Genomic DNA, 12,995 nt, shown 5'->3' with positions numbered 1-12,995 from the left:
CCATTTGTTGAACCGGCCTATTCACGCTATACTATAGAAGTGAATACATAATTGTGGAGGTCGACTAAATGATTAATCATGAACGTTTACTAAATGAATTCCTGGAATTGGTCCAAATCGATTCTGAAACGAAGGAAGAAGCGGAAATCGCGAAAGTATTAAAGCAAAAATTCTCTGATCTTGGCGTAGAGGTATTTGAAGATGACACGATGGGTGAAACGGGCCATGGTGCCGGAAACCTCATCTGTACGCTGAAAGGGAATAAAGAAGGCGTAGATACCATCTACTTCACTTCTCATATGGATACAGTTGTTCCTGCAAAAGGGGTTAAGCCAACGCTTAAAGATGATGGCTATATTTACTCTGACGGCACGACCATTCTAGGAGCCGATGATAAAGCGGGACTTGCAACGATGCTTGAATCTGTTCGAGTACTTCAGGAGAACAATATCCCTCACGGAGATATTCAGTTCATCATTACGGTAGGGGAAGAATCAGGATTAGTTGGAGCGAAAGCATTGGATTCTTCTCTCGTAAAAGCGAAATACGGTTTCGCCCTTGATAGTGATGGGAAAGTCGGTAATATCATCGTGGCCGCTCCTACACAAGCGAAAGTGAGAGCAACGATATATGGGAAAACAGCACATGCAGGTGTAGCTCCTGAAAAAGGCGTTTCTGCCATAACGATTGCGGCTAAAGCGATTTCCAAAATGCCACTCGGCCGCATAGATGAAGAAACGACAGCAAACATCGGACGATTTGAAGGTGGAAAAGCAACGAACATCGTATGTGAACAAGCGGATATTCTTGCAGAAGCACGTTCACTCGTCCCTGAAAAAATGGAAGCTCAAGTAGAGAAAATGAAAGCTGCATTCGAATCCGTAGCAGAAGAAATGGGTGGAAAAGCAGAAGTTGAAGTACAGGTGATGTATCCAGGCTTCAAGTTCAAAGACGGTGACGAAGTAGTCGAAGTGGCAAAACGCGCCGCGAAGAAAATCGGTCGTCCAAGCGAGCTTCTTACAAGCGGAGGCGGAAGTGACGCCAACGTCATCGCAGGTTTCGGAGTGCCGACAGTCAACTTGGCAGTAGGATACGAAGAAATCCATACGAAGAGCGAAAGAATGCCTGTTGAAGAACTGAACAAGCTTTCTGAAATGGTTGTAGCAATCATTCAAGAGGTAGCGGGGGAATAGAAAAGCGCAGGCGGCTTGCTTAGAGGCGACAAGCATAAGACGAACCTGCCGGAAAGGCGTACTTTGCCTTTTTGGCAGGTTTGACTTATGACCTCGAGCCTCAAGGCGCCGGAGCTGGACAATGAGAAAAGCGCAGGCGGCTTGCTTAGAGGCGGCAAGCATAAGACGAACCTGCCGGAAAGGCGTACTTTGCCTTTTTGGCAGGTTTGACTTATGACCTCGAGCCTCGAGCCGCGATCACCAATACATTTAAATGTCCAGGAACGAAGGGATCATCCTACGTTCGTGGACATTTTCTTCTTTCAAAACCAGCACCTAACCTTTCTAAAATATGATACATTAGAAGTATACATATCAGAAGTTTAAGAGGGGACGTTATACAATGCCGAAAGTAGTTGTTTTTCATGCTGGAAAAGAAGAATATGCTCTACCGATTGAGTACGTAGTTTCGATTGAAAAAGTGGAAGAAGTGAGAGCCATCCCTCATCTGCCTTCATTTGTCCTGGGACTTGTAAAGGTCAGGGGAGAGCTGATCCCTGTCCTTGATTTAGCAAATATCCTTTATGAGACGAGTGCTGTTGCAGAAACAGGAATGTTTCTTCTCGTTGTTCACACAGAAACAATGCAGATCGGTTTGGTCGTTAAGGAAGCGAAAGAAATTCTCGAAGTACCGAATGACTCCTTTACAAACGTAGGTTTACTTGCGTATTCAAAAACAAACTATTTCTCAGGAATCATCAATCTTAAAGATTCGCTCATCACCCAGATTGACCCCAATGTTTTAGTAGAGAGTTTAGAAGGTATTAGAGAGATAAAGGATTACGTGAACGAGCAAAAGACCCATCAAAATTAGACAAAGAAAGCCGCGATTTAAATGAACTCACATTATCCAAAAAACGGACGGGTGATCCTTCATGTTGATATGAATAGCTTTTATGCCTCTGTTGAAATGGCTTTTGACCCAACATTGAGGGGCAAACCATTAGCTATTGCCGGGAATCCCCAAGAGAGACGAGGCATTATCGTGACATGCAGCTACGAAGCGCGAAGCTTCGGAGTGAAAACGACAATGCCTCTTTGGGAAGCCAAAAAACTGTGCCCTCAGCTCATTATCATGACGCCTAATTTTGACCGTTACCGCGCAGCCTCCAAAGGAATATTTGATATCCTCAGACATTATTCAGAATTAGTGGAGCCCGTCTCGATTGATGAGGGTTATCTGGACATCACGGACTCCTTTGAAAAAGGCACCCCGTTACAAATTGCGTCAGACATTCAATCCCAAATTAAAAGTCAACTCGATCTTCCCTGTAGCATCGGGGTGGCCCCTAACAAATTCCTGGCCAAAACCGCCTCAGATATGAAAAAGCCTATGGGAATCACCGTATTAAGAAAACGTGATATCCCTCAAAAGCTCTGGCCCCTTCCTGTCATCGAAATGCACGGCATTGGACAAAAGACCGCAGAAAAGCTCAATTCGTTTGGTATTCATACCTGCCATGATCTCGCTCATGCCAATGATATACAGCTGAAATCACTGCTTGGAATCAATGGTCTTCGTCTCAAAGAACGCGCCAACGGGATCGATAGGCGAAGCGTGGACCCTGATTCGATCTATGATTATAAAAGCGTTGGAAACTCCACTACTTTACCAAAGGATACAACGAACCAACACGAGCTATTAACGGTTGTAGAGAAACTATGTGCAAAAGTGTCGTCACGCCTTCAGCAGAAAGACGTTCTGGGGATGACGATCCAACTCATGATCAGGGATAAATTCAGAAAAACCATTACGAGAAGCAAGAAGCTGGAAAATCCGATATATAAAAAAGAAGATTTATTTCATTATGCTAAAGACTTATTGTTGAAGCACTGGGATGGAGATCCCGTAAGACTTTTGGGTGTCACCGCCCAGGATATAGTGGAAAAGAGTGAAGCAACCGAACAACTGGACCTATTCTCTTATAAAAAGGTTGCAGAAAAGGAACCACTTTACAATGTTTTATCACAGCTTCAGGAAAAGTTCGGGAAAAATTCCATCTCTCAAGGAATAAAAGGAAAGAATAAGAAGAAAACCTTTGACTCAAAACAGGACACAAGCTTCAACAAGGATTTTCTAAGGGAATGACCCAGGAAGAAAGAGGACACCTTAAGGTAGATAACGAACACTTCAAACGGATTATTTGCATCACCACACTATTCTTGTTAGATTGAAATAGAGTGAGAAAACAGGTTTAGAAAAACTAATCAACTGAAGTTTTCCTACATAATGTTGATAATTTAAAAAGAAAAAACCAGTATTCTATAATTGAAAGGATGTTAATGGCATGTCTCAAGAAATTGGTGTTATCGGTTTAGCCGTAATGGGTAAAAACTTAGCTTGGAACATTGAGAGCAGAGGGTACTCTGTATCTGTATATAATCGTTCCCATGAAAAAACGGATGAAATGATAAGCGAATCTAAAGGAAAGAATGTCGTTCCTACATATACGATTGAAGAATTCGTTAATTCTCTAGAAATGCCTAGAAAGATCCTCTTGATGGTGAAAGCAGGAAATCCAACTGATGCAACCATTGAACAATTAAAGCCGTTCCTGGAAAAAGGGGACATTCTGATTGACGGAGGAAATACGTTCTTCGAAGATACGCGCCGCCGCAATCACGAATTAAGCGATTTAGGCATTCACTTTATCGGAACCGGTGTCTCCGGTGGAGAAGAAGGTGCTCTTACTGGTCCTTCCATCATGCCTGGTGGACAGAAGGAAGCGTACGACCTTGTCGCTCCTATCTTGAAAGACATTGCAGCGAAAGTCGATGGAGACCCTTGTACGACGTATATAGGTCCTGATGGCGCGGGTCACTATGTGAAAATGGTGCACAACGGCATCGAGTACGGGGATATGCAGCTGATTGCAGAATCGTACTTCCTGATGAAAAATGTCCTGGGCTTAAGTGCCGAGGAACTGCATGAAGTGTTTGCCGACTGGAATAAAGGCGAGCTTGATAGCTATCTCATCGAAATCACAGCAGATATCTTCACGAAGAAGGACGAGGAAACAGGAAAACCCATGATAGATGTCATCCTGGACAAAGCAGGGCAAAAGGGTACTGGAAAATGGACAAGCCAGAGTGCGTTAGATCTAGGCGTTTCCTTACCGATCATCACAGAATCTGTCTTTGCCCGTTTCATTTCAGCCATTAAAGATGAACGTGTGAAAGCCAGCAAAATGCTAAAAGGACCTGACACGAAACCATTCCAAGGCGATAAAAAAGCGTTGGTGGAATCAATCCGTAAAGCTCTTTACATGAGCAAGATTTGTTCTTATGCTCAAGGCTTCGCACAAATGCGCTCTGCATCTGATGAGTACAAATGGGATCTTCAATACGGGGATATCGCAATGATCTTCCGTGGAGGTTGCATCATCCGTGCTCAATTCCTGCAAAAGATCAAAGAAGCTTACGACCGTGAATCAAGTCTTTCTAACCTTCTATTAGATCCTTATTTCAAAGAGATCGTAGAAAGTTACCAATACGCACTTCGCGAAGTCATCAGCGTAGCCGTCCAAAATGGTGTACCGGTACCTGGCTTCTCTGCGGCACTGTCTTACTACGATAGCTACCGTACAGAAACCCTGCCAGCAAACCTGATCCAGGCTCAGCGTGATTACTTCGGTGCCCATACGTATGAGCGTGTGGACAAAGAGGGTATTTTCCATACTGAGTGGATGAAATAATCGAATAAGTATAGCCCCTTTCCTTTTAGGAGAGGGGTTTTTATTTTGAAAGGATATTTATAAACAAAAGAAATTAAATTATCGAAATTTTATCGTAGGAGAGAGACAGGGTGTGATACCATAATATTACATAAAAGATAGGGATGAAGAATGCTTCAAAATTTAAAAGAATATAAGTAATGAATTTCAGGTTATCAAGGAGTGATTTTCAGTGCCCGCCATTGAAATAAGAAGACCACGTATAGAAGACCAAGAAGAACTGAATCAATTTTTTTCTAAAGTCATTAAACATACCTTTTCCAAAGAAGGTTTAGAAGAGCTGCTTGATGACATCGAAAATGAAATTGAGAGCAAGAAACAATACTTAAAAAGTGATTTGGACACCAATGGCACGAACCGATACTTTCTAATCGTTTCAGAAAAGAACAATGCTGAAATCATCGGAACCATTGAATACGGTCCAGCCAGTGAACTGATTACCACCTGCACAGATGGAGAAATAAAAGAGATGTATGAGATCGGAACAGTGTTTGTGCATCCTGATTATCAAGGACATGGTGTAGCTACATTACTCCTAAACGTCATATTCCTTACTTTTCTAAACAGGGGGATCCAGGAATTCTGTCTGGACAGCGGGTACGCCAATGCCCAGAAGATATGGAAGCGGAAATTTGGTGAACCTGATTATTGGCTGAAGGATTATTGGGGTGATGGTGCTGATCATATGATCTGGAAGAAATCGATGAATGATGTTTACATCAACTTTAGATGGTGAGTTTACTAGAGCCGGAACATATTTTAATAGGACGATAGGGGTTATGATGAAACCACAAATGATCAACATACAAAAATGCATGAAAGAATTTGGTGTAACGGGATTAAGCATGGCAACCATTGAGAGTGGTAGCATAAACAGCACAGAATGCTTCGGTTTACTCGAGGCAGGAACAGATAAACGGGTGGAAAGTGGTTCGACTTTCAGTGCTTGTTCAATCAGTAAATTTCTAACCTCCATATTGGTCATGACTCTTACGGAACAAGGCATTTTGGATTTAGATGAGGATATTAATAAATTGCTAACATCATGGAAGGTCCCCCTACATGGATATAATGGAAACGTTACCTTAAGACAATTACTTAGTCACCAATCGGGGGTTGCCGATCCTGAAGGTAGCTTCAATGAACTCAATCCGGAGTTCGGAACGCCGACGACGGTGGACCTGTTAGAAGGAAAATCCCCTTATTGCAAGGTCCCGATTGAATTGAAATATCAACCTGAAGACGCCTTTCATTATTCCGATGCAGGCTTTTGTATCATACAACTGTTGATAGAAGATGTTACTGGGAACCCTTTTTCGGAAGTCATGAGCCAACATCTTTTTCAGCCATTACATATGGAAAATAGCACATTTGATCCTCCTTCTCAAAATGTCTCATGTGGTCATTCGAATGAAGGTAAAGTTGTGAATGGCAAACATCCAATTTATCCATATCCTGCTGCTTCGGGACTGTGGACAACCCCTTCAGATTTAGCACTTGTAGTGGTTGAACTCATGCATACGTTAAAAGGGGAAAGCAAACTCAAGCTTTCGTCAAGCAAAGCAGCCGAAATGATCCATCCACAATGTGGTAAGGCCTGGACCGGACTGGGGGTTTTCCTGGATCAAAACGACAAGGGGATAGAAATTTCATCGCTTGGGTGGGGCGTCGGTTTTCAATGTATGATGGTGGCCTATCCTCATTTGGAAAGGGGGTTGGTCATCATGACCAATACAGACTTAGGTGTTCATCAATTAAAAGGGATCATTGGTGACGTGTACAAGGCTTTTTTAAATGATTGATTAACAGAAAAGGGGGAATCAAATTGAAGTTTGTCTTAAGAGAAGCGACTTTAGACGATTACGAAAAAATAAAACCAATCCATAAAGAGGTTCACGATCTTCATGTTTCAGGAAGACCCGATCGATATAATGTGACTGAACATACGCTGGACATGAGTTATTATGAGGGATTGATTATGAACGATGACGCGAGAGTGTTTGTAATCGATCTTAACGATGAAATTATCGCCTTTACATTTTTAAGGAAGAACGAAACCCCTGACCGAGAAACTATAGTGAAAAAAGAATATGTCTTCATAGAGGACTTCGGAGTAACAGAAAAATATAAAGAAAAAGGATTAGGAAAACAATTGTTTACTAAAGCAGTAGAATTTACAAAGGACACAGGAGCCGAAAGCCTGGAGCTCGGTGTCTGGGAATTTAATAATACGGCTATTCAGTTTTACGAAGCAATGGGAATGAAGACACAGGCAAGAAAAATGGAAATCAAAGTAGATGGATAAGGCACGTGTAGCTCTCTTAAAATGGGAGCCTTCTTTATGGAATCTAAGCATTGAGTTTAAACTATGAATTGGAGGTCCATTCATGACAAGACTAGTAATCATGACAGTTGGTAAGACCCATAGCGGAAAATCAACATTCGCCAGAAGTCTGGCAGAACAATTGCTGAATTCCGTTGTGATCGACCAGGATACCCATGCTGAATTCATCAACAACTTTTATAGAAGTCTGCTTCCAATGGAAGGGCCAAATACGCTCAAATATGCCGTCAGTCAAACCATTGTTGACTATGCCATGAATGAGACTTCATTTCACCTCATTCTTTGTAATTCGAATCTGAGCCGCAGTGGACGGTTGAATCTGTTGGATCACTTCAAAGAGAAGGGATTTACCACCATCCTTGTTCATTTGGATATCCCCGACCGGATTCTTCAAGCCAGAGTGGTAAACAGTGATCGGAGTACAGCCATCTTCAGGAATGCTACCACCTTTGAAGAAGTCCTGAACCGGCAAGAGACTGACGCTTACTTCAAGGATGTAGCGGCACCTGTTGAGGGAGAAGCTGATTATTTATATGTCATTAGACATTCGGATGAAGTGCAGAATGTCATTGGGAAGATAATTGATGAGCCCAAAGAATATGAGTCTTGGAATGATAAGACTTAAAAATGCATGGTTCTTCAACTAATAATGGGATCAATTAAACAATGCTTTTTTATTCTAAGCATGAACGCCTCTTTCACTTAATAAAGTTAAGTATAGTGTGAAAGGGGTAGGTTCTATGGGATTTGAGAAGATTACACCCTGGCAGGAGCATGAATTTTGGTTGGGGATATTAAAAGATCATGCCTATTTTATCCGTGATTATTTAAGCCCCACAGAAGATAAATGGGTCAAACAGGCTGAATATTACATTGAGTGGTTTGGAAATGTTGAGGAGGAAATGATGAAAATCCCAAGGGATTTGCCTCCTTCAGCTTCTGAAATGATTCAGCTTTCAGAATGGGCACATGATGTTTCCTACCAATATTATACGTTCGAAGGCCACCTATTACATTTACGCCTATTCAATCAGGTGAATTTAAATTTGTCCCCTAGCTACTTGAATGGGACTTTGGCAGAGAATAGGGAATACTTAAGAATTTTGATGAGCTACATGAAAGGGATAGAGTATCAGGCACTTTCCCTTGTGAATTTATTGGATTTGTGGCTTGACGATCAACGGGGACATGCGGCTTTGCTAATTGATATACTGGATAGCGTCGAAATTGATCTCATTGAAAGGGCTAACGCAGTAGTGGTGCAGTTTTCACAATTCATAGTGAAAAATGATATGTTCAAAGGCTATTTGCACTTTACTCAGCCTGGTTTCCCGGCTCAAATCCGATTTGCAGAAGATGTTTCATTACAGGTTGTAGCCTTCACTAAGCTGGTCGAGGAAGTGCTGCAAATGTATGTGAAGGATGAAGTGCTGAATAATTCTACACTCCGGTTTCTCGAGCATCATTTCCCTGAAGCATGTTATTTCATGAAGAAGCTCTCGTATTATGCTCCTTCCATTCACTATCCGGATTGTAAGCTGACCAAACCCACATTACGGAATAATTCAAAAGCTTGAGGGGTGAATCCTCAAGCTTTTAGGTATCATTCTTAGAATTAAAGTCTGTTTTAGGACTTACGAAAGGAAAGTTTAGAATTTTAGAGAATATGGACCTTTCTATCTTCGAAATGGTTGATCCTTCGGGTGAGATGGTAGACCCCTAAATATGAAAACGACTCCCTAGGAAACTAGAGAGTCGTTTTCGGATTTCACCCTATCAATTCATCAAACAACAACACACGTGCAGGTGATGCATCGGTGTTTTCAATCTTTAGTGGAGCGGCAACCATGAAGTATTGGCCGGCTTCAATGTCTTTCAGTTGAAGTCCCTCCATGATGATGACTCCGCTTCCCATTAAACTGCGGTGAGTAGGGTGTCCTTCCTGGGCTCTTTCAATACCAAGTGCATCGATTCCAACCCCTGAGATTTTCTTGTCTGCAAGGTACGCTGCTGCATCTTCTGCTACATAGACGAATTCAAAGTTGAATTCGGTATCCCATGAATTTTTTGTTTTAAAGAGGATGAAATCATTCTCTTCAATTTCTAATCCGTCGATATCTTTCAGGCTGATTTTCTCATCTACTTTTGTCAGATCGAATACTTTAACGGGACGAACGAGCTGTTCGATATCGATGGTTTCGATTGTTTCACCGTCGTTGATCATGTGAAGTGGAGCATCAACATGTGTTCCTGTATGAACATCCATTGAGATGCGGGACTCTGTAACATGACCATTCGTTTTTGTGTCGATCGCAGGTTGTTTTTCCGGTTTGTTCTTATAAACCGGCATTCCGTTAAAGATTGGAGCTGTTACATCATAAATTTTCATTGTTTCCACACCTTCCTTAGCATTGGTCTACGTCTAGATTCGCAATTGGCCACCAGTAGAAGCCATCTTTAGCCAGAAGATTGTCGGCTGCTTTCGGACCCATTGATCCTGCTTCGTAGTTCGGGAATTCTCCGTCACGTGTATGTTCCCATACTTCAGAAATCTTATCGACGAATGCCCAGGATAGCTTCACTTCATCCCAATGAGTGAAGTTGGTTGCATCCCCGCGCAGGCAATCGAATAGAAGCTTCTCATATGCTTCCGGCGTGTTCATCCCGTCTACACTGGTGTTGGCAAAGTTTAGTTTCACTGGAGTCGTTTCAATGTTTTGTCCGGATTTTTTCACATTTAAGTGGAGAGTAATTCCTTCTTCAGGTTGAATGTGAATCACCAATAAATTAGGTGCCAGCGGCTTGTCCGGATTGTAATACAGGTTCATTGGAATATCTTTGAATTGGATGACGATTTTCGTTGACTTTGTTTCCATTCTCTTTCCTGTGCGGATATAGAACGGAACCCCAGCCCAACGGAAGTTATCGATCATCAGTTTTCCTGCAACATAAGTCTCGGTATTGGATTGATCATCAACGTTGTCTGCTTCGCGATAACCTGGCAGATCCTGATTACCGGATGTTCCAGGACCATATTGACCACGAACGAAATAATCTTTCACTTCTTCATGTTCAAACGGACGCAGGGATCTTAATACACGGACTTTCTCGCTGCGGATTTCGTCTGTCGTCAATTTGATTGGGGGCTCCATGGCAAGTAAAGCAACCATTTGAAGCAGATGGTTTTGAACCATATCGCGGAGAGCTCCACTTTTTTCGTAATAGCGTCCACGATCTTCAACACCGAGCTCTTCAGAGGAAGTGACTTGGATGTTAGAGATGTAACGATTATTCCATAAGGGTTCAAACATCGCATTGGCGAAGCGGATGACTTCGATGTTTTGAACCATTTCTTTCCCGAGATAGTGGTCGATACGGTAAATTTGATCCTCAGAGAACGATTCGCGGATCTGGCTATTCAGTTTTTCGGCTGAAGGCAGGTCGTGACCGAATGGTTTTTCGATGACCAGTCTTTGGAAACCGTTTGTATCGGTTACACCTTGATTCTTCAATTGCTCTGTAATCGTTCCGAAGAATTCAGGAGCCATCGCCAGGTAGAAAATGCGATTTCCTTCTAATTCATATGTTTCATCCAGTTCTTCAGAAAGGTTTTTCAACGCTTTATACGAGTCACTGTTTGAAACATCATTCGGCTGATAGTAGAAATGAGAGACGAACTCATCTATGTTTTCGTTGCTGCCTAATGCTTTATGTACCGATGTTTTGACGTGTTCCTGGAACTCTTCATTTGACCATTCACGGCGTGCTACCCCTACAACGGCAAAACGCTTTGAAATTTTCCCTTTTCGGAACAAGTGATAAAGAGATGGATAAAGTTTTCTTTTTGCTAAATCACCAGTGGCTCCAAAAATCGTAATGAGAGATGATGGTGCAGTTGAATTATTCAATGTCATGACCTCACTTTATCTTGTTGCTAGCTTGTTTAATGTATGTCTTCTTATTTAATATCCTATACAATTACTTAATTTTAAAGACTTATGGTTCAATAAGCAAATTATATGCTGATGACTTTTTTTATTATGCTCTTTTCGCAAAGATTGTTGTTTTTTAACAAAAAGTCTGCTTTCGCTCTGTCAATCAGTATGTGCTGGATGGTGAGGGGAACCGCTTCGCTTTCCGCGGACGTTCGGCCGAGCCTCCTCAGCTTCGCTTCCGGGGTCTCGGCACGCCCAAAATCCGCCGGAGTCTACGCAGTTCCCCTCACCATCTATAAGAGATTTTCGTGACAGAGCTAAAAGGCAATAAAAGAAAATCTAATAGAAAACAAAGTTCTACTTTCTTAAAAAGAAATTGATCTCTACTCACCTTTAATGAGGTTGTTTGCTGAAATTCTTGTATTTATTCATTTCTTTTAAGGATACATGCTCAGAAAGTTGATTCTCGCTGCAGGATGCTCGACTCCTGCGGGAATAGCTGGACAGGTGAGACCCCGGAGGCGCAGCCGAGGAGGCTCACCGCCAGCCCCGCGGAAAGCGAGCATCCTGGAGCGGAAATCAACTTCTACTTTCTTTTCTAAGGTAGCAATAACTTTATGAAAAGAGCCATTTATAATAAACACGAAAACGTTTTATGCAGAATCTCTACGTCATTATATTGTCTTTAATTCACGTTCTTATTACTCAATTGTATTTAGGGAGAGATAACGCAGTATGAACGATGGGAGAGAAAGGTAAATTATCGTTGGATGTGCTAAAATAATGGCAGTATGGCTCATCATAGGAGTGAATAAGTTGGAATTATTATTTTTAGGAACCGGGGCAGGGGTACCCGCAAAACTGAGGAATGTGACCAGTATTGCTTTGAAATTATTAGAAGAACGCGGTGCGGTTTGGCTTTTTGATTGTGGGGAAGCAACGCAGCATCAAATTTTACATACTAGCTTGAAACCGAGACGGATAGAGAAGATTTTCATCACCCACTTACACGGGGATCATATCTATGGGTTGCCAGGATTATTAGGCAGCCGCTCCTTTCAAGGTGGAGAGTCCCAGCTTACGGTATATGGACCTAAGGGAATCAAAGAGTATATCCAGGTGTCTCTATCAATCAGCCGGACTCATCTTCAATATCCCCTTGAAGTGATCGAGATCGAAGAAGGGGCAATCTTTGAAGATGAAGGATTTATTGTAGAGGCGAGGGAGCTGGATCATGCTCTGCCTACCTTCGGATACCGTGTGGTGGAAAAGGATAAACCGGGTGTCCTTCAAGTTGATCAATTACAGGAAAGAGGTATTCAACCTGGACCCGTCTACAAGAAATTGAAATTAGGTGAAACCGTCCAGCTGGAAGACGGTACTGAACTTAATGGAGAGGATTTTCTTGGACCTTCGATTCCTGGACGGGTTGTCACGGTCCTTGGAGACACCAGGGTTTGTTCTAGTGCTGTTGATTTAGGAAGGTCAGCAGATGTACTCATTCATGAAGCGACCTTCAATCGTGAGCAGGAAGAAATGGCCCGTGAATATTTCCATTCTACGACAAAGCAAGCAGGAGAGACAGCTTTAAAAGCAGGAGCTAAATTGCTGTTTTTGACCCATATTTCCTCCCGATATGCAAAAGAGTCATGGGAAGAGTTGGAGAGGGAAGCAAGGGACGTTTTTCCAGAATCATATATCGCAAAAGACTTCATGGAATACGTAATACCAGTAAAGAAGTGAGGGGAAG

The 12,995-nt window shown here is 42.2% G+C and carries 12 protein-coding genes; 10 read left to right on the top strand and 2 right to left on the bottom strand.

Translation table 11 applies throughout. From position 1 onward, the window contains the following. Nucleotides 1-68 precede the first annotated feature (68 nt). From F0342_RS20580 to F0342_RS20540, 9 genes are all read left to right on the top strand, one after another. Nucleotides 69-1,193, top strand: a complete 1,125-nt coding sequence (locus F0342_RS20580; RefSeq protein WP_149157712.1) for a tripeptidase T — start codon at nt 69-71, stop codon at nt 1,191-1,193. 382 nt (nt 1,194-1,575) lie between these two features. Further along, on the top strand, nt 1,576-2,046 hold the full coding sequence (locus tag F0342_RS20575; protein WP_149157711.1) for a chemotaxis protein CheW: 471 nt from the start codon (nt 1,576-1,578) through the stop codon (nt 2,044-2,046). Nucleotides 2,047-2,067: 21 nt separating this feature from the next. Continuing rightward, entirely contained in the window at nt 2,068-3,321 is a 1,254-nt protein-coding gene (locus F0342_RS20570; RefSeq protein ID WP_149157710.1) for a DNA polymerase IV, read from the top strand. 199 nt (nt 3,322-3,520) lie between these two features. Beyond that, the gene (gndA, locus tag F0342_RS20565) at nt 3,521-4,927 is read left to right on the top strand and encodes an NADP-dependent phosphogluconate dehydrogenase (RefSeq protein WP_149157709.1); all 1,407 of its coding nucleotides are present in this window, start codon (nt 3,521-3,523) and stop codon (nt 4,925-4,927) included. 211 nt (nt 4,928-5,138) lie between these two features. Further along, nucleotides 5,139-5,702, top strand: coding sequence for a GNAT family N-acetyltransferase (locus F0342_RS20560; RefSeq protein WP_149157708.1), 564 nt, complete (start codon nt 5,139-5,141; stop codon nt 5,700-5,702). Nucleotides 5,703-5,748: 46 nt separating this feature from the next. Further along, a complete protein-coding gene (locus F0342_RS20555; RefSeq protein ID WP_149157764.1) occupies nt 5,749-6,768 on the top strand; it encodes a serine hydrolase domain-containing protein in 1,020 nt (339 codons plus the stop codon). Nucleotides 6,769-6,791: 23 nt separating this feature from the next. Next, nucleotides 6,792-7,271, top strand: coding sequence for a GNAT family N-acetyltransferase (locus F0342_RS20550; protein WP_188048642.1), 480 nt, complete (start codon nt 6,792-6,794; stop codon nt 7,269-7,271). Between the two features lie 82 nt (nt 7,272-7,353). Then, entirely contained in the window at nt 7,354-7,935 is a 582-nt protein-coding gene (locus F0342_RS20545) for an ATP-binding protein (protein WP_149157706.1), read from the top strand. A gap of 115 nt (nt 7,936-8,050) precedes the next feature. Next, nucleotides 8,051-8,887, top strand: a complete 837-nt coding sequence (locus tag F0342_RS20540) for a DUF2935 domain-containing protein (protein ID WP_149157705.1) — start codon at nt 8,051-8,053, stop codon at nt 8,885-8,887. A gap of 191 nt (nt 8,888-9,078) precedes the next feature. Here the strand turns inward: F0342_RS20540 and F0342_RS20535 are convergent, their stop codons facing one another. Together F0342_RS20535 and zwf are read right to left on the bottom strand one after the other, a co-directional pair. Continuing rightward, nucleotides 9,079-9,699 (bottom strand): cyclase family protein, encoded by a 621-nt coding sequence (locus F0342_RS20535; protein ID WP_149157704.1) that lies wholly within the window; start codon nt 9,697-9,699, stop codon nt 9,079-9,081. Nucleotides 9,700-9,715: 16 nt separating this feature from the next. After that, nucleotides 9,716-11,224 (bottom strand): glucose-6-phosphate dehydrogenase, encoded by a 1,509-nt coding sequence (gene zwf / locus F0342_RS20530; RefSeq protein ID WP_149157703.1) that lies wholly within the window; start codon nt 11,222-11,224, stop codon nt 9,716-9,718. Between the two features lie 837 nt (nt 11,225-12,061). Between zwf and rnz the strand changes: the two genes are divergently transcribed. Continuing rightward, on the top strand, nt 12,062-12,988 hold the full coding sequence (rnz, locus tag F0342_RS20525) for a ribonuclease Z (RefSeq protein WP_149157702.1): 927 nt from the start codon (nt 12,062-12,064) through the stop codon (nt 12,986-12,988). The last annotated feature ends 7 nt before the right edge of the window (nt 12,989-12,995 follow it).

This window comes from Bacillus sp. CH30_1T (assembly GCF_008364765.1).
In the GTDB taxonomy this organism is placed as follows: domain Bacteria; phylum Bacillota; class Bacilli; order Bacillales; family Bacillaceae_B; genus Rossellomorea.
This window is presented reverse-complemented; position numbering and strand designations above follow the sequence as displayed.